General features: G+C 28.7%; 13 protein-coding genes. 10 read left to right on the top strand and 3 right to left on the bottom strand.

Annotated elements, in window-relative coordinates:
- Nucleotides 1–103: 103 nt before the first annotated feature.
- Nucleotides 104–532, top strand: coding sequence for a DUF3783 domain-containing protein (locus tag ACQZHJ_RS11640; protein ID WP_430485725.1), 429 nt, complete (start codon nt 104–106; stop codon nt 530–532).
- A gap of 405 nt (nt 533–937) precedes the next feature.
- On the top strand, nt 938–1,294 hold the full coding sequence (locus tag ACQZHJ_RS11635; protein ID WP_430485724.1) for a hypothetical protein: 357 nt from the start codon (nt 938–940) through the stop codon (nt 1,292–1,294).
- A 219-nt stretch (nt 1,295–1,513) separates the two neighbouring features.
- On the opposite strand, the gene ACQZHJ_RS11630 is transcribed toward ACQZHJ_RS11635, so the two are convergent.
- Nucleotides 1,514–2,377 carry a ComEC/Rec2 family competence protein gene (locus ACQZHJ_RS11630; RefSeq protein ID WP_430485723.1) on the bottom strand — a complete coding sequence of 288 codons (864 nt, stop codon included), beginning with the start codon at nt 2,375–2,377 and terminating at the stop codon, nt 1,514–1,516.
- 483 nt (nt 2,378–2,860) lie between these two features.
- Between ACQZHJ_RS11630 and ACQZHJ_RS11625 the strand changes: the two genes are divergently transcribed.
- From ACQZHJ_RS11625 to ACQZHJ_RS11605, 5 genes are all read left to right on the top strand, one after another.
- On the top strand, nt 2,861–6,139 hold the full coding sequence (locus ACQZHJ_RS11625) for a M14 family zinc carboxypeptidase (RefSeq protein WP_430485722.1): 3,279 nt from the start codon (nt 2,861–2,863) through the stop codon (nt 6,137–6,139).
- 253 nt (nt 6,140–6,392) lie between these two features.
- Nucleotides 6,393–7,355: an acetylxylan esterase gene (locus ACQZHJ_RS11620; RefSeq protein WP_430485721.1), complete on the top strand. Its 963-nt coding sequence runs from the start codon at nt 6,393–6,395 to the stop codon at nt 7,353–7,355.
- Nucleotides 7,356–7,449: 94 nt separating this feature from the next.
- Nucleotides 7,450–7,773: a thioredoxin family protein gene (locus ACQZHJ_RS11615; protein WP_430485720.1), complete on the top strand. Its 324-nt coding sequence runs from the start codon at nt 7,450–7,452 to the stop codon at nt 7,771–7,773.
- A 198-nt stretch (nt 7,774–7,971) separates the two neighbouring features.
- The gene (locus ACQZHJ_RS11610) at nt 7,972–9,690 is read left to right on the top strand and encodes a phosphatidylglycerol lysyltransferase domain-containing protein (RefSeq protein WP_430485719.1); all 1,719 of its coding nucleotides are present in this window, start codon (nt 7,972–7,974) and stop codon (nt 9,688–9,690) included.
- Nucleotides 9,691–10,020: 330 nt separating this feature from the next.
- The gene (locus tag ACQZHJ_RS11605) at nt 10,021–10,788 is read left to right on the top strand and encodes a hypothetical protein (RefSeq protein ID WP_430485718.1); all 768 of its coding nucleotides are present in this window, start codon (nt 10,021–10,023) and stop codon (nt 10,786–10,788) included.
- Nucleotides 10,789–10,911: 123 nt separating this feature from the next.
- On the opposite strand, the gene ACQZHJ_RS11600 is transcribed toward ACQZHJ_RS11605, so the two are convergent.
- Both ACQZHJ_RS11600 and ACQZHJ_RS11595 read right to left on the bottom strand, forming a co-directional pair.
- Nucleotides 10,912–11,391, bottom strand: coding sequence for a threonine/serine exporter family protein (locus tag ACQZHJ_RS11600; RefSeq protein ID WP_430485717.1), 480 nt, complete (start codon nt 11,389–11,391; stop codon nt 10,912–10,914).
- Complete coding sequence (locus ACQZHJ_RS11595; protein ID WP_430485716.1) at nt 11,388–12,161, bottom strand: threonine/serine exporter family protein; 774 nt, start codon at nt 12,159–12,161, stop codon at nt 11,388–11,390. The genes ACQZHJ_RS11600 and ACQZHJ_RS11595 overlap by 4 nt, the downstream gene beginning before the upstream one ends.
- A gap of 244 nt (nt 12,162–12,405) precedes the next feature.
- Here ACQZHJ_RS11595 and ACQZHJ_RS11590 point away from each other — a divergent pair, with 244 nt between their 5' ends.
- The 3 genes from ACQZHJ_RS11590 (at nt 12,406) to pulA (ending at nt 18,518) form a co-directional block, all read left to right on the top strand.
- A complete protein-coding gene (locus ACQZHJ_RS11590) occupies nt 12,406–13,107 on the top strand; it encodes a hypothetical protein (protein ID WP_430485715.1) in 702 nt (233 codons plus the stop codon).
- A gap of 99 nt (nt 13,108–13,206) precedes the next feature.
- On the top strand, nt 13,207–15,204 hold the full coding sequence (gene glgB / locus ACQZHJ_RS11585; protein ID WP_430485714.1) for a 1,4-alpha-glucan branching protein GlgB: 1,998 nt from the start codon (nt 13,207–13,209) through the stop codon (nt 15,202–15,204).
- A 104-nt stretch (nt 15,205–15,308) separates the two neighbouring features.
- Nucleotides 15,309–18,518 carry a type I pullulanase gene (gene pulA / locus ACQZHJ_RS11580; RefSeq protein ID WP_430485713.1) on the top strand — a complete coding sequence of 1,070 codons (3,210 nt, stop codon included), beginning with the start codon at nt 15,309–15,311 and terminating at the stop codon, nt 18,516–18,518.
- Nucleotides 18,519–18,545 lie beyond the last annotated feature (27 nt).

Genomic DNA, 18,545 nt, shown 5'->3' with positions numbered 1-18,545 from the left:
TCTTTGAATAAAATATGAATTTGAATTAGAAGAATTGGATAAAATATGATATAATTAATGTCAATTAATAATTATAATTTGTTAATAAAGAGGAGAGTATATTATGTCATTTGAGAAAATAGATATTTCAGATAGAAGTGAACAAGAAGGAAGAAGTTGTGTAATATTATATAACTTTGGAGCTAAAGAGTTAAAACAAGTTCAAAACTTTGCTAGAATAATGGGAATAAAAGACCAAATAGTTTTAAACTATAAAAATAGTGAAGAAGTTTTAAAAAATATATTAGAGGATAAAATGGATAATAGCGAAGCTAATGGTGTTAAAGAGAGAGCTATAATATTCAATGCTATAGCTCCAGGAAAGATACATGTATTCTTAGAAAATTTAAAGAAAGCAAGAATACAAAGACCAATAGTAGCTACTGTTACAGAAACTTCTGTAAATTGGACTATGGATTTCTTGCTTAAAAATCTAATAGAAGAAAGAAGAGCATTAAGAGCTGGAAACATGACTACTCATGAAAATGCTTAAGTGTATTTAACGAGAAGTTCCAACTTTTATAAGTGGTGAGTAGTTCATAATTGAATTAATACAATGAATATTTAAGTTTATTAGTTTGTATATAAACATTTATTATTAAAATCTACAGGTTTTCTGTAGATTTTTTGTTTTTATAGAACTTTTTTTACGTAAAGGATCTAAGTAGTGAATAATAAAAACATATCTGTATATGGTTAAAAATGATAAAAGTTTGGAGTTGTAAAATAATTCAATCAATAATAATTAAGGTCTTTAAAAGTTATTTGAAGAAAATTTTATATTTTTGTTCAAATAGATTACTTTTGGTAAAAAAAGTAGATTTTGAGTCTGTTTTATTTTAAAATAAAATCGTAAAGATTAAACTTTAAATGTTTTAATACAGAGAGGATATTACAAATGAATATTAAAAAGATAAGTATTATAATTTTATCTATATTAGTTGTAGGTGGTATTATTGGAGGTGCTGCTTATAAAATTTATGCTAAAAGTTCAGAGCCACAAGAGTTAGACATTGAACATATAAAGGAAAATTCATATAAAGACCAACAAACTAAAGTTCAAGAAGTAGATAATATAAAAAAGAAAACTATACAAGAAAGAGAAGAATATTATTATAAAAAAATTAAAGATGCCAAGAATAAGCAAAGTGAGTATATTAATTCATTTGATAAGACTGAGGTAAAACAATCATTACAGACATCTCAGTCAGCAGCAATTGGAGAGGCAACTTTATTAGAGATAGAATTTCCATAAGATACTAATATTATAGAGGCAAGCTTAAAAAAAGTACTTGATGGAAAGTAATAATGCATATATTAAAATCAAGAAAAATATAAAGCACTATTATGAAGTTGTAAAGACAGTATTGATTATTATATAAATGATTTTAAATATATATAAAATAGGGGAGATTTGTTTTCGCACCAATCCCCCTATTCTCATTTAAAGTTTTGGAATGATTTTTTGGAAAGATTATTTATTAAAGTTTATTGTTTTTCCATCTGATGTTAGAATTATTTCTCCATCTTCATCAGTTCTAAAAGTTTCTATGTCATACTTTTTAATTACATCTAAAGTTTCTCTGTGAGGATGTCCGTATTTATTGTCAGGAGCACAGCTTATTATTCCGTATTCTGGTGAAACTGCCTCTATGAATTCAGGTGTCGATGAACTACTTGAACCATGATGGCCAAATTTTATTACATCAGAATCTAGTGAATTTTTATATTTAGCTAAGGCCTCTTCTTCAGCATGGGATTCTGCATCACCGGTAAACATATATGATGTTTCACCAAAGCTTAATTTCATTATAGGTGAAAAATCATTAAGCTCTTCATATGAAGATGATTGAGGAGTGAACACTTCAAATTCAGCACCTTCTCCTAAATCAAGAACCATTCCACCTTTTAATTCTTTAATTTGTAATCCTTCATTTTTAACCGCTTTTACAAGGTTTTCATATGTTTTAGTTGTATGTGTAATCTTTGGTGCATAGAAGTTTTCTACGTCATATTCATTAAATACATTAACCATTCCTCCAATATGATCTTCATGAGGATGCGTTGCTATAACTAGTTCTAAGTCATCTATATTTTTATCTTTTAATTGCTTCATTAACTTTTCAGAATCACTTCTTGGACCTGCATCTATTAAAATGTCATTTCCATTGACGTTTATATAAGCCGCATCACCTTGCCCAACATCCATATATGAAATCATAAGTTTTTCCCCTTTTGGAACATCGTTTTTCTGAGTCATATCTATTCCAAAATATCCACCAATGACTACAACTATGATACCTACTATAGAACTTATAATCTTCTTTTTCTTATCCATTTTATAATCTCCTTATTTTAATGTACTAATGAATACAATATTCATTAGTACATAATTATAATTCAATATATGACAAAAATGATGTACATTATATAGCTTAAGAGTAAATTTTTTAATAAGGTTAAATTGTTACAAGAAACTAATTAAGATAATTAAACCTAATGATTATTAGAAGGCTTTCATATGTAGCTAGAAATGAAAAGTTTAATTAAATATATATAATAAAATGGCTAAGGAGAAAGTTTATACGAAATTAGTGTATAAATATACAGGTGAAAAGTGGCCGGAATTAGAGGAGTGAGGTTATGAGTGTGGTAAGATGGGTAAAATAAGGGGTAATGTTATTATAATTTCTAACAATATAAAAAGTTTATATTATAATTATGCAAAATTACACTTGAATAATGTATAAATATACAATATAATAAGTTTGTGAAAAGCAATAAGCAATAAATATACAATTTAATAAAGGGGGCAAATAATATGAAAAATGCGAAATTAAAGACTTTAATAGCGGGGGCGATTACATGTAGTCTTTTAATGAACAATTTCGTAATTAATGTTTTAGCTGAAGAAAAGAAAGAAGAAAATGGAGTAGCTATTTCAGAAGAAGTTAAGAGTAATAATGGGGCTATTAATCTTAACAATGAAAATGAAGGAGAAATAGAAAATTCTTTTGAAGAAACTAAGGAAGTAGTCAATGAAATTAAAGTAAGCAATAATTTAGTGTCTATGACTGAAGAAAGAGAGATAGAAGTTGAAATATACTTTGAAGATGAAGTACAAGTTGAAAATTTACAATGGACTTTTGGGGGAAAAGAGCTTAGTGAATGGAAAACTTGGAATATTGAAGATGGAGGATATACAGGGGAAGATTATATAGAATTTGCTTCAGAACCTGTAGCTGAGGGAAATAAAGTTAAGGCCACATTAAAGTTTAATCTTTTATATGGTACAACTAACGCTTCTAGATATAGAAGATATTTCCCTGAGTTAATTGGAGATTATGAACTAAAGGTTAGTGACTCAGTTTCAGGAGAAGAAATGAAGGCTTTAATGAAGCTTAATATATATGATAGTTATAAAAAGTATGATGATTTAAAACCAGCACTTGATGAGATATTTGAGAATGCTAATGATGATATATATTTAGAGTATGAAGTTTTAGGACAATCAGTAGAGGGAAGAGATATGCACTTTGTCATAATGGCTAAGGATAAGGAGTCGGTTGATAAGTATTTAAATGAAATAGTACCTCTTATGAATGAAAATCCTGCTAAACTTCAAGCAATGATGAAAGATGGATCCTTAGGTGATTATAAGGTTCCTATGTTTATAAATAATATTCATGCAGATGAAACTCCAGGAGTAGATGCTCAATTAGATTTATTGAAAGAGATAACAACCAAAGATGAGATTACTTATAAGGTTGCTATTGATGATAAAACTATTGAAGGAGGAGTAGAAGAGTCAAAATTAAATGTTGATGAGGTCTTAGATGATGTAATACTTCTTATGAATTTAACTGAAAATCCAGATGGAAGATACTATAATAAGAGACAGAATATTAATGGGTTTGATTTAAATAGGGATAATGGATATCAGACTCAGAAGGAAACTAAAATAGTAGTTGAAGAGATTGCTAAGTGGAATCCTATAACATTCTTAGAGTTACATGGGTTTGTATCTGGGTTTTTAATAGAGCCTTGTACACCACCTCATGATCCAAACTATGAGTACGACATTTTAATTGATAGTATGTTAGATCAAGCAAATATATTTGGAAAAAGTGCTATAGCTAACACTAAATATGAAGAATACTTTATTCCATATGAAGATTCAAAAACAGGATGGGATGATGGAGGACCTTCTTATACACCAGTATTTGCAATGCATCATGGATCTTTAGGACACACTATTGAAATTCCGGAGTTAAACCAAGATAGTGTTGATGCATTAGTATATGGGCTATATGGCTCAATGAACTATATAAAGGATAATAAGGATGAATTATTCTACAATCAGCTTGAGTATTTAAATCGTGGAGTACAAGGATTAGATTTAAAAGACAAAGTTGATCCATATTTAGTTAATCAAGCAGGGGAAGTAGTAGGAAGACCAAGAGGAAAAAATGATAACTTCTTCCCAGAATATTATGTGCTTCCTGTAGATGATGATTTACAAAAAAATGTTTTAGAAGTTTATAACATGGTAGAGCACCTTCTAAGAAATGGAGTTAAGGTTGGAGTTACTACTAAAAAAGTTAAGGTTGATGGAATTGAGTATCCAGAAGGAAGTTACATTGTAGATATGCATCAAGCAAAAAGAGGAATAGCTAATATGCTTTTATATGATGGATATGATGTTTCAGATTTTGATGAAATGTATGCTGAAATAATGGTTAACTTCCCAGCGCTTAGAGGGTTTGATGAATATGAAATTAGAAAGAAAAATGCTTTTAAAAATAAGTATAAAGAGATAGATGATGTAAATAAGCCAATAACTGCTTTTGAAGAGGGGGATGAGGTAGTTGTTGAAAATACTAGCACAGATACTATAAAGGCAATAAATAAACTTTTAGCTAATGGAGAAGAAGTAGAGGTTATTTTAAATGCAGGCGAAGATTATTCAAAGGGAGATTTTTTAGTAGATGCTGATGATTTAAAGAATTTATGTAGTGAATATTATCTAGAAGTTGAGGAAGCTGCTGATGATATTAAGAGTGAAAAGATTAAAGAGCCTAAGGTAGCTAATATTGGGACATCTCAAAGTAATTGGATACTAAAAGAATTAGGATTTAATTTAGTGACTATAGATGAGGCTGATATTATTGTAGATGACTCTGGAAATGCAGATGATGAAGTTTTAAATAGTGATAAAGATTATTTAGGTTTAGGTATGTGGTCTTTAGATACAGTGGAAAATAGTAGTATAATGCCTGGCTTTGATTATGAAACAACAGACCCATCAGGATATCACGAAGGATTGGTTAACGGAGTGTTTAACTTAGATAGCATAATAACTTCAGGGTATAAAGAAGATGAATTTATTTATACTGCTAATGGAGCGTGGATATCAAGTGTTCCAGAAGGGGCTACTATTTTAGCTGAAATAAGTAATGAAGATGATTTTTATATTGGTGGATGGTGGCCAAATCATAATAAAGCTAAAGGACAAGTTATGGCATTAACACAAGAGGTTAATGGAAAAGATATAACTTTATTTGCTGGTAATTTAATGAATAAGGCACATCCTCAGCATCAATATAGATTAATTTCTAATACTATATATTCTTCAGTTTATGATGAAAATAAAGATATAACTCCACCAGAAATATATGTAGAAGGTGTAGAGGATGGAGAAATCTACGACGAAAAAGTAACTCCTATAATAACTACAGAAGAAGGCTCAGATCTCTATATAGAATTAAATGGGGAAGAATGGGATGGAAAAACAATTGATAAGTCAGGAAAATACACTTTAGATGTTACTGCAACTGATAAGTCAGGGAATATTAGTAAAAAAGAAATATCATTTAAAATAGATTTAGATGATGATATTGATGAAGACGATGACGAAGATGAGGATAACAATGATGGAGATGAGGACAATAACGGGGATGGTAACAAGGATGAAGATAAAGATGAAGGTCGTTTACCTCAAACAGGAACTGAAGTAGGAAGAGAAGCTGTATTGGCTTTAGGAATGCTATCAACATTAAGTGGAGCTTTTTTGAAATTTACTAAGAAAAAAGATGAATAGCATATTAAAATAATTATTTAGAAGAAGTTTTCTATCTATATAGAAAACTTCTTCTATTGTTTTTTTAGTTAATAAAATACTTTATAAGTTTATAAGAATGTAACATTATATACATTGTAGTTGTTTGAAAAAAATATAATATAATGGTAAAATTTAACTATGAATTATGGTGGTTTATAGTAATTTAAAGGGAATTTAATGGGAGTTATTAGAGATTAATTAAGGGGTTATATATTTAAGGGGGAATTTTTTTATGCCAATGTTAGATATGTCTTTAGAAAAACTTTATGAATATAAGGGAGTAAGTCCTATTCCAAAAGATTTTGATGAATTTTGGGATGAGGAATTAAAAAAGCTTGATAAAATTAATCCAAATGTTGAAATGATAAAGTCAGATTTTGAAAGTCCTATAGCTGATTGTTATGATTTATATTTTAATAGTGTTGATGGAGCGAAAATATATGCCAAATTTATGAAACCTAAAAATATTAAAGGAAAATTACCTGCTTTATTAGAGTTTCATGGTTATCAAGGAAGAAGCACAGATTGGAGTAATAAATTACAGTATGTTGCTAGTGGAATGTGTGTTGTTGCTATGGATTGTAGAGGACAAGCAGGGCTTTCAGAAGACGTTGGAGGAGTGAAAGGTATAACTGTAAAAGGGCATATAGTAAGAGGTTTAGTTGAGGGAAGAGAAAAACTTCTTTTTAAGAGTATATTTTTAGATGCAGTAATGCTTGCTAGAATAATAATGGACATGGATTGTATTGATGAAAATAGAGTTGCTACTACAGGTGGTTCACAAGGCGGTGCATTAGCATTAGCTTGTGCAGCTTTAGAGAGCAGAATTAAAGGTGTGTATGCTTATTATCCATTTTTATGTGATTATAAGAGAGTTTGGTTTATGGATTTAGGGGGGGAAGCTTATGATGAGCTTAAGAGATACTTTAAGTTTATAGATCCAAACCATGATAATGAGGAGTATGTATTTAATACTTTAGGATATATAGATATAAAGAATATGGCACATAGGATTAAATGCGAGGTTAATATGGCTATTGGGCTAATGGATGATATTTGTCCACCATCTACTCAGTTTGCTGCATATAATAATGTTGAAATGAAAAAAAACTTAGTTTTATATCCTGATTATGGACATGAGCCTTATCTTCCAAAATTAAGTGATAGGATATATAGTTGGGCTTTAAGTATTTAAAATTGAATAATTAAATATTATTGATATAATTATATTAGGGGGATGAATTTTTTAGATTCGTTCCTTTTTATTTTTTTAGAAAGAAGATGATTTTGTGAGAGTTATAAATAAAAAAGATGAATTTGAAAAATTTTATAAAGAGAAAGGTATAAGGATAGTATATCTAAGTACTAATACTTGTTGTGCTTGTGGAGTTTTAAAACCTAAAATAGAAGATATGATTAAAAAATATGATAATGTTGAAATGGTTGAAATTGAGGCTGATAAAAGTGTAGAAATTGTATCACAATTAGGAATATTTATGTTTCCAGCTTTTATAATGTATATAGATGGAAAGGAAGTTTTGAGAGAAGCTAAATATATAAGTGTTGTTGAACTAGAAAAAGTAATAGACAGATATTTCAAACTATACCAATAGAGATTAAATAGATATTTTAAAAAGTAGGGCATATTAGAAATAGGCTCTACTTTTCTTAAATTAATCTTAAAATTTCAAGTTGATGCCTGAAAAATAAGAGAGTAATTTGATTTATAAAATAAAATTATATATACTATAAACAGTTAAATATGAATAATATGACAATATTTTAATAAAAAGTTAAAGAAAGGAGATAGTATGTGGGATTCAATTAAAAAAAGTTATGAAAATATGAAAAATGCTATAAGTTTCATAACTGAAAAGAAGAATTATGAGAACATAAAAAAATTGTTGAAGAATTACAAGATACTAAGTGATATATCTAATCTTATTGTATCAGCACTAGTATTCTTAAGTGGAATATTACTTATAGTTTCAGGAATTTATCCAACAATATTTTATAAGATAAAAATACTAGATAATATATATAGTTTGTCATTTTTAAGATTTTCACATAGAGCTTCAATTTTAATAGGACTAATGTTGATTATGACGTCTAAAGAAGTATTCTTTAAAGTAAAAAGAGCATACTACGTAACATTAACGCTACTTATAATTGGAGGTGTTTTTGCTTTTGTAAAAGATTTGGACTATACAGAAGGATTATTTATGCTTGGTGTTATAGTACTTTTAATTTTATCTAAAAAGAGTTTTTATAGGGAAAGTGTTCCTATGAAAATCACTAGATTGAGTTCAATGGTGATAGTCTTATCATTAATAACTATTATATTTGCTAGATTTGTACATAAATTTAATATACATTTTAGTAGGGATTATAGATATTACGTTGATTTTATTCATAGTACCAAGGACTATTTAAGCGTAGCCTTTTATACTTATTCGGCCTTTATAATTTTTGTTATTGCGTGGTATTTAACAATGCCTAAGATTGAAAATGATAAAAGATATGAATCAGCTGATTTAGATAAAATAGAAAAATTTTATGACAGTATAGATTATGGAACAATATTTTCTCATTTAGTTTATTTAGGAGATAAAAAGGTTTTTTGGGCAAATGATGGAGAGTCCTTAATAATGTATAGCAAATACAAGGATAAAATAATAGTCTTAGGAGATCCAATCGCTAAGAGAGAAAATCTTTATAGTAGTATAGAAGAGTTTCAAAAATTTACAGATTTATATGGCTATGATGTTGTATTTTATGAGATAGAAGAAAAGAACTTTTCTGTTTATCATGATGCAGGTTATTACTTCTTTAAACTTGGAGAAGAGGCAGTTATAAACTTAGAAGAGTTTAATCTAGTTGGTTCTAAGAAAAGTGCATTTAGGAATACTTTAAAAAGAGTAGAGAGAGAAGGCTATAGTTTTCATATAATTGAACCTCCATTTAGTAAGGAAGTTGTTACTCAAATGCAAGGAATTTCAGATAAATGGCTTGGTAGTAGAAAAGAAAAAGGATTCTCATTAGGGTGGTTTAGTGAGGAGTATATACAAAGAGGACCAGTTGCTATTTTAAAGAATGATGAAGAAAATAAGATAATGGGGTTTGTAAGTCTTATGGATGCTAAAGATGGAAAAACTATAGCAATTGATTTAATGAGAATTGATAAGGAATCTCCAAATGCTTCAATGGATTATCTTATGCTAAATCTTTTCTTAGCGTTTAAGGAAAAAGGATATAAATATTTTAGTTTAGGAGAAGCACCACTTTCAAATGTTGGATTTAATATGCATTCACACTTACAAGAGAAGCTAGCTAGAGTAGTTTATAATGGTGGAAATATATTTTATAGCTTTGATGGATTAAGAAGATATAAATCAAAGTTCTCGCCTAATTGGCAGCCTAGGTATTTAGCATATCCTAAGTTTACTTCACTTCCAGGAGTTTTTATTGATTTATGTACATTAATAGCAAACTCAAAGGAAAAATCAGAAAAAAAGAAAAATAGAGTGTAAAATATTAGAGTGGCTTATTATTAATTTGTTTATGAGAAATTAATAATAAGCCTATTTTATTTTGATTAATATTTATCTTTCTTAAAATAATTTGCCCTAATATTTTTCTTTAAGCATAATATTGCAATAAGTTTTTAAATTTATATAAAAAATAAAAAGATTTATTGATTCATTTGTTAAATTAAAATATTTTAAAGTGATTTTTAATAGGTGTATAATTGAAAGAAATACTAAATAAAATAAGTTGGGGTTTTGTTTAGTATTATATAAAAGTTTTAAAAATTAATAATATAAAAACAAATTTTTATATTTTATTAAGGAGGGTATATTATGGGAAACTTTTTTTTAGAAAGTGATTTTAGAGCTTTTAATATAGAGAATTCAGGAAGTAGAGATAAAATACTTTTAGAGGGAAGAAGGAGAACTGCTGAGAAGTTAAAAGAGCTTCATAATGCAGGATTGCTAGAATTTATGAATTCTAGAGGATTAAATTCTCATTGGGAAAAACAATATACAACAAGTATAACTTGGCCTTCAAAAAGAGTTAATGATGAACAAGTTGATAGAATTTATATATCATATGGTAAGGGTAGAGATGATGTTAGGAGATTTGTAAAAATATTAAGTATGTTAAATGCTATAGATGGAAATAGAATAGAGGATGATATGGTATTTAGATATATTCCTCAAATACAACTTGGACTTGACGGCGAAGGCTGGAATACAAGTTTTTACTTAGATAGATATGGATATATAGAACAAAAGAATTTAGTTAATAAGATAAGAGCAAATTATGAGCTTAAAGATAAGTTTAAGAATATATTACTAGCCTTAGAAGATAAGGGATACAAATTATGTATTGTTAAAGACAATAAGTCTGAGGATTATAATGATGAGATTTCCTATGTTGAAGATATAATAAAATATACTGATAATAATGAGAGATATTCTATATTTATAAAGAAAAATTATGATATGAATCATAGATACAATAATAGAAATAACATATTAGATGTTGTTAAAGATGAATTTGATAATTTAATGGATGCTTATTATTTTATTTCATGGGATTCAACAGAAAATGACTATTTAAGATAATTATTAATTAAAATTATGTTTCATATATTTAGAAATAGACACTGGTTTAAAATAGAGATTATTATTAAAGTAACATGGAGAGTATTGTATCAAAAGAACTATTGATGCAGTACTCTCTAGTTTTTATATAGAAAGATTTTTAGGTGAATCTTGTTTTTTAGATTGAATTAACTTTTTTATGGAGTAGAATAGCTTAGTTATAGAAGACATAAGAACTATTCCTGTGGCTAAAGAGCCTGCAAGCATTAGCGTGTTTGCTCCTAGTGAAAGGGAGAGGTCTATATTTCCTTTTATAGCTTCTAGCATGGTGTAATACATACCGCTTCCAGGAACTAGTGGAATAATACCACAGACTAAGAATACAAGTACAGGCGCTTTTAATTTTCTAGCTGATATTTCAGAGAATAGAGATATAAATAAAGCTGCTAAAAAGTAGTTGAAACTTTCACTCATATTTAAAAATTCAGATGAGGATAGATATACAAACCAACCTAATCCACCACATAGAGATGAGTAGAATAGATTTTTACCTTTTATATTAAAAATTATTCCAAATCCTAGAGCACTAAAAAATGCATAAAGAGAATTGACTATTAGGCTCATATTAGACCACCTCCATATGTATTTATAAGTATTGCTAAGATACTAGCACTTCCAATGGCAATTCCAACAGCTATTAAAAAAGCTTCTATAAGTTTTGCACTTCCAGCAACCAAATCTCCTGCTATTATATCTCTAAGCGAATTAGTTATGGCTAGTCCAGGAACAAGGGGCATTAGGGATCCAATAACTATCTCATTAAAATTTGAAGCTAAATTAAAATTAACAGATATTATTGCTAAAAGTGTTGCTAATGCACCAGATAATATATTTACAAAGAAGTTGTTGGTTTTAAAAATTCCTAAAAAAAATGATATTAAGCACAGAACTATTCCTATAATTCCAGAAATTATTGCATCTTTAAAATTTCCACCAAAGAGTAGTGTAAATGAAGATGCAGTAACTAAAAAGCCGATTATTTTTATATGTAAGGAATATTCTTTTTCTAAAAATATATTTCTTAGTTCTTTTTCAGCGTTCTCTATGGATAAATTTCCAAATCCTATTTCTCTAGATAGGTTATTAAGTTTAGAAATTTTGTCTAAATTTATAGTTCTATTTGTAACCCTCTTTGTTCTAGATAGTGCATCATCCTTGTTTGTTTTTATAGTTATTATTATATTTGTTGGAATAACAAATACATCCACTTTAGTTATTCCATAAGCATGACAAATTCTACTCATGGTTTCTTCAACTCTAAAGGTTTCAGCACCATTTTCAAGCATTAATGTTCCAAGTTCTGTAGAGAGATTTATAATTCTATTAAAGTCCACAGGTACATCCTCCCTTTAATTAGCATAAGCATAATATAAGACTAATAGGAAATTATTATTTTAAAATGTACATATAGTAAAAATATTGTGAAATTATAATAATTTATTTGAGTAGTTTTTATAGAGAGATTTTAAAGAGTCATTAAAATAACTTTTGTAAATAATAGATAAAAATATAGAGTGTGTGTCTAGAAGTTTAAATTGTGCATAAAGTAAAATAGTTAGATTTTATTGGAGGATTAATATGAGAATGGTTATTTTGGATGTTAAAAGTGGTCATTTAAAAAGTAGAATATCTAATGATAAGGTTATTTTGAAGGGAATGTACCCGTTTGAAAAAGGACAACTAGCAGATGAATTGGAGATAAATCTTTATTTAGAGGGAGATGAGAAAGTTGTTAAGCAGAAAGTACCGTATGGAGGTTATTATGTACAATTATTCCTAGGAGATTTTTTAGGGAATGGAACTGATAATATTTTAGTTAAAGGTAGATTCCCTGGTTCGGGTGGAATTGCAATACTAGTTCTTTATGAATATAAAGATGGAAAACTAGAAGAAATAGCTAATCAATGGACTATTGGAGAAATAAATAAGAAGGAAGTAAGATATCTTGAAAATTATAAAGTTGAGATTAATTATGGAGCTGGAGAAAAATATATCTTAGATATTTCATCAAGAAGCAAATCTTACTTAAATCTTATTTATGGAGAAGATGGGAAAATAAAAGAAAATGTAAATCCAGAGATTTCAGATATTAATGATTATTATGAAATTAAGGAATGGGAAATTGATAAATATGACCTTTTAGTTAGGCAGAGAATTATAGGGGTGGTTCTAGTTGATACTTTAGGGGTGCTTCAAAGTACTATAAGTTTTAACAAAAAAGGAGAGTTTTCTAATAAAAATAGAGAGTTAGTAATCTTTGAAGAGGGAAAATTTAACTGATAGTATAATTATTTGTAATTTAATGTATTAAATGGTACAATTAAATAGAAAATTATATTAGTAAATTTTACAATATTTTTTATAGATGAGGGGATTACTATGGTGGTTAAAGAGAAGAAGAAAACTTGTGAAAAACTTATTAATGTGAAGAATGGTAACGTTACCGAAACTAAAACCAAGAAAGTCAAGAGTAATGTTAAAAAGAAAGAAAAAGAAGAGTTTTTAAAGCTAGATTTATTTTTGGATGGAAAAGATCATGCAGCATATAACTTTATGGGAGCACATTTTATAACAGAGAATAGAAAACGAGGAGTAAGATTTACTACATGGGCTCCAAGAGCTAGTAAAATTTATATTATAGGAGATTTTTCTTCTTGGGAAATTAAAGAAGAGTATTCTATGATAAGAGTAAATGATAGAGGAATATGGAGTTTGTTCATACCAAAGTTAGAAGAAGGAATAAAATATAAGTTTGCTATAGTGAATGAATGTGGAAATAATATAGTGTATAAATCAGATCCATATGCATTTAAATCAGAATTAAGGCCAAATACAGCCTCAGTTCTAACTAAGCTTAAAAAGTTTAGATGGGGAGATAAGAGATGGCTGAATAAAAGAGAAAAAGAAGATTTAGATAGTAAACCAATGAATATATATGAGCTTCATTTAGGCTCATGGAAAACAAAAGATGGAAAATTCATGACTTATGAAGAAATAAGTGAAGTTTTACCTGAATATATTAGAGAAATGGGATATACTCATGTTGAGTTTATGCCAATAAATGAGCATCCGTTAGATGCTTCTTGGGGATATCAAGGGGTAGGATATTATTCTGTAACAAGTAGATATGGAGATTTAGAAGGATTTAAGGTGCTTGTAAATACATTACATAAGAATAATATTGGAGTATTATTAGATTGGGTTCCAAGTCATTTTTGCAAAGATGAGCATGGATTGTTTATGTTTGATGGTTCACCAACTTATGAGTATCAAGCTTGGTGGAAGGCCAACAATAAAGGATGGGGAACTTGCAATTTTGATTTAGGAAGACCAGAGGTTAAGTCATTCTTATTCTCAAATGCAATGTTTTGGATAAATGAGTTTCATATAGATGGTTTAAGAGTAGATGCTGTTTCCAATATGCTTTACTTAGATTATGGTAGAGAGTATGGTGAGTGGGAACAGAATATTTATGGAGGAAATGGAAATCTTGAAGCTATAGCTTTCCTTAAAGAACTAAATACAATAGTTAAAAATGAAGGAAATGGGGCTATAACAATAGCTGAGGAATCAACTTCATGGGAAGGTATAACTAAACCAGTTGAAGAAAATGGTTTAGGATTCGATTATAAATGGAACATGGGATGGATGAATGATACCTTAAGCTATATAGAAATGGATCCTATATATAGAAAATATCATCATAATAAAATGAACTTTTCAATGATATATAACTATTCAGAAAAGTTTATTCTTCCAATATCTCATGATGAGGTAGTACATGGAAAGGGCTCTCTTATAAATAAAATGTGGGGAGATAACTGGAATAAATACGCTGGCTTAAGATTATATTCTTCCTTTATGATTGGGCATCCTGGTAAAAAACTTATGTTTATGGGATGTGAGTTTGGTCAGTTTGTAGAGTGGAGAGAATGGGAACAACTTCAATGGAATATTATAGAAGAGTTTGATATACACAAAAGAACTCAAGAATACTTTAAAACATTAAATCATTTTTATTTAGAGAATAAGTCATTATGGCAACTAGATTATGATCAAAATGGATTTAGATGGATAGATGCAGACAATTCTAATCAAAGCGTATTATCATTCATTAGGAGCGGAGAAAAAGAAGAGGATAAATTAATATTTATCTGTAACTTTACTCCAGAGGTTTACTACGACTTTAAAATAGGAGTACCTGATTTAGGAGAATATGTTGAGGTGCTAAATTCAGATGCTTTAGAATTTGGTGGAGCAGGAAATATTATGGGTGATGTATCAATTGTTTCAGAAGAAGATGAGTTCAATGGATTACCTTACTCAGTTAGGGTTAAGGTACCTCCAATGGGAACTTTGGTATTAAAATTAAAATAATAAGTGATAAAAGCTACTATTAATTTCTTTTAAAATGCAATTATATTGTTTTGAGATTATAGTAGCTTTTGGTACCTAAACTATAGGCAGAGGAGTAATTAGATATGTTTAATTCTGTTAGAAAAAAACTTATTTATTATAATGAAAATGAGTACTACATAGAGGTAAGTCCATTAACTAATACACTAAGAGTATCTTTAAGTTGTAAGGGTGCTATAGAGGCGTACTTAGTTGGAGATTTTAACAATTGGGAGAAAAGTGATGATTTTAAGTTAACGTGGGGACTTGATACCAATGACGGAAGAGTTAAGATGATGAAAGATATTACTTTTCCTCATGGGCTTAAAAAGGGAGAGTACAAGTACGGATATATAATTGTTGATTTAGATGGTAACGAGATACATATAGATAATTGGAATGATAATCAAAAGGAGTTTTCTTTTATTTGGGAACCATTTGAAGAATCTTTAGAAATTAAGAGTAGTAGAAATTTTGTTGCTTCAAATTATCCTATAGAGCTTTTAGCTGTTAGAAAATCTTCTTATGGAAATATAACAATTGAAGAAGCTGAAATAACTTTAGAAAATGAAGTTCCAGGAGTTGAAATTGAGGGTGACTACTTAAGAGTGGATGAATCTGTAGAAGAAGGAAGTAAAATAATTTTAAAAGCTTATGACTCAATTTGTAATATGAAAGCTTATAAAGAAATTGAGGTAAAAAAAGTAACTGATGATGCTGGTGTTTTTGTACAATTTTTAAAAGATGATGGGATGTATTATGGAGAGAATTATAGCTGGAATATATGGGGCTTTGGTGAAAATACTGGAGGAGACGAGTTTCATATAGATATAAAAACTGATTTAGGAGTAGGAGCATTTGTTAATAGAGATAAGTTCATAGTTAGAAAGAGAACATGGGGATATGGATGGGTTAATGATTGGGATGAACAAACATATACCTTTGATTTAAATAAAAATGAGGATGAAATTTTCTGTATATATGAAAATAATAAAATTTCAACTTCATTAAAAGAGGCTATAAGAGAAACAACACCTAAGATTAAGGTTGCATTGATGGATCATAAAAATACTATTAAAGCATATCTTTCTCATGAGCCGTTAATAGGAATAAAATATGGTCTGTATGTTAATGGAATAAAAGCTAAGGGTGTTTCAACAATTGTTAGAGAAAAAGAAAAGGAAATACTTTTAACAAATCTACCTCAAGATATTCATCCTTCAGATTTATTAGAAATAAGAGCTTCAAGTATGTTTTCACCTTGTAAGGTACGAGTAAGAGAATTTCTAGAAGATTATTATTATGGCGGAAATGATTTAGGAATAAGGTTTAGAGAAGAGGAAATAAACTTAAGACTTTGGGCTCCAACTGCTAAGAGGGTTGAAGTTTTAATATATGAGAATAATGATGATTTAAATACTAAACCTTTAAGAAAATATGAAATGCTTAGAGAAAGAAAAAATGGTACACATTTAATATCAATCTCTAGAAAAGAAAATGAAGATAAATATTATTTGTATAAGCTTTATTTTAATGAGCTAAATGAAATTGGAGAGCAAATAAGTAAGATAACATATGCAGTTGACCCTTATGCAGTAGCTGTTGGAGTCAATGGAAATAAAGCTGTTTTACTTGATTTATCAAGCAAAGAATGTGTCCCTTCAGGTTGGCAAAAGTATAATAAACCAAAGCTTGTTAATAAAGAAGATTCTATAATATATGAAATGCATGTAAGAGATTTTACTATTAATAAAAGTTCAGGTGTTTCAAAAGAGCTTAGAGGAAAGTTCTTAGGTGCTGTTGAAGAAGGAACTTATTATGAAAATGAAAAGACGGGAGTTAGAGTTAAAACTGGATTAGAGCATTTAAGTGAGTTAGGAGTTACTCATGTTCATCTATTGCCTGTATTTGATTTTGCATCAGTAAACGAGGAAATATCAGATGATGAGAATAATAGAAACTGGGGATATGATCCTAAGCATTTTAATGCATTAGAAGGAAGTTATTCAACCAATCCATTTAATCCTAAGGTAAGAATAAAAGAATTTAGAGAAATGGTAAAGAAACTGCATGATAGAAAAATAAGAGTAGTTTTGGATATGGTTTATAACCATATGTATGAAACTGGTAATATGGATAGTATTGTTCCAGGTTATTATTTTAGAAGTGATAAATGGGGGAAATATACTAATGGTTCAGGCTGTGGAAATGAAATGGCATCAGAAAAGCCTATGGTTAGAAAATTTATAGTTGATTCAATAATACACTGGATAAAAGATTATCATATAGATGGGTTAAGATTTGATCTGATGGAGCTTATTGATTTAGATACAATGAAAGAAATTGTAAGAAGAGCTAGAGAAATTGATAGCAAAATTCTTATATATGGAGAACCTTGGAAAGGTGGAAATTCACCACTTACTAATGGAACATATAGAGGAAGTCAAAAAGGTCTTGGCTTTTCAATATTCAATGATGAATTTAGAAATGCTTTAAGAGGAAACAATGATCCTTCAAATGGTTTTATAAATGGAGAGCAGCATAATAAAAATAAAGCTTGGCAAGTTATAGAAGGTATAAAGGGTTCGATAAATACAATTGCATATAAGCCTATTGAAAGTATTAACTATTTAGAAGCACATGATAATTATACTTTATGGGATCAGATAGTTAAGAGCCAGAATTATAGTATAGGAGAAGGTCATTATAGAGATGGAGTAGAAGAAGATATTATAAATAACTTCTATGTTAAAGAAGATTTGTTTGGTGCAGGAATAATCTTTACATCTCAAGGGCTTCCATTTATACAGGCAGGTTCAGAATTTTTAAGAACAAAAGAAGGTGACCATAATAGTTATAGAAGTTCTGATAGAGTAAATGCATTAAAGTGGGAGGAGAAAGAGAAGTTTATCAGGGTATTTAAATACTATAAGGGTTTAATAGAATTAAGAAAGAATCATAAAGCTTTTAGGATGAAAGAGCCTGATGATATAAGAAAGAGCTTAGATGTTTATTTCTATGAGGGCAATGATACAAGTGGAGTTATAATAGCTCACTTTAAAAATAATGCTAATGGAGATAGGTGGAAAAATATAGTAGTTGTGTACAATGGAACAACTATAGATGATTATAATGTAAATTCTTCAATGCCAAAATCATTTAGTGGTACTTGGAGTATTGTATGTAATAGTGAGAAGATTGGTGAAGAAGTAATAATGAAGGCAAAGGAAGGGGAAGTTCCTTTGGTTAAGTCTCATTCAATATTAGTTATGTATGATGTTGATGAACTAGAATAATAATGTGAATTAAAGACCACGATTAGA

Origin of the sequence: Clostridium sp. B9, from assembly GCF_050509515.1 — a bacterium.
GTDB lineage: Bacteria > Bacillota > Clostridia > Clostridiales > Clostridiaceae > Sarcina.
This window is presented reverse-complemented; position numbering and strand designations above follow the sequence as displayed.

What these genes read in the sequence shown, in the direction of transcription:
- ACQZHJ_RS11640 (WP_430485725.1), top strand. Translation starts at nt 104, where the DNA reads ATGTCATTTGAGAAAATAGATATTTCAGATAGAAGTGAACAAGAAGGA.
- ACQZHJ_RS11635 (WP_430485724.1), top strand. Translation starts at nt 938, where the DNA reads ATGAATATTAAAAAGATAAGTATTATAATTTTATCTATATTAGTTGTA.
- ACQZHJ_RS11630 (WP_430485723.1), bottom strand. Translation starts at nt 2,377, where the DNA reads ATGGATAAGAAAAAGAAGATTATAAGTTCTATAGTAGGTATCATAGTT.
- ACQZHJ_RS11625 (WP_430485722.1), top strand. Translation starts at nt 2,861, where the DNA reads ATGAAAAATGCGAAATTAAAGACTTTAATAGCGGGGGCGATTACATGT.
- ACQZHJ_RS11620 (WP_430485721.1), top strand. Translation starts at nt 6,393, where the DNA reads ATGCCAATGTTAGATATGTCTTTAGAAAAACTTTATGAATATAAGGGA.
- ACQZHJ_RS11610 (WP_430485719.1), top strand. Translation starts at nt 7,972, where the DNA reads ATGTGGGATTCAATTAAAAAAAGTTATGAAAATATGAAAAATGCTATA.
- ACQZHJ_RS11605 (WP_430485718.1), top strand. Translation starts at nt 10,021, where the DNA reads ATGGGAAACTTTTTTTTAGAAAGTGATTTTAGAGCTTTTAATATAGAG.
- ACQZHJ_RS11600 (WP_430485717.1), bottom strand. Translation starts at nt 11,391, where the DNA reads ATGAGCCTAATAGTCAATTCTCTTTATGCATTTTTTAGTGCTCTAGGA.
- ACQZHJ_RS11590 (WP_430485715.1), top strand. Translation starts at nt 12,406, where the DNA reads ATGAGAATGGTTATTTTGGATGTTAAAAGTGGTCATTTAAAAAGTAGA.
- glgB (WP_430485714.1), top strand. Translation starts at nt 13,207, where the DNA reads ATGGTGGTTAAAGAGAAGAAGAAAACTTGTGAAAAACTTATTAATGTG.
- pulA (WP_430485713.1), top strand. Translation starts at nt 15,309, where the DNA reads ATGTTTAATTCTGTTAGAAAAAAACTTATTTATTATAATGAAAATGAG.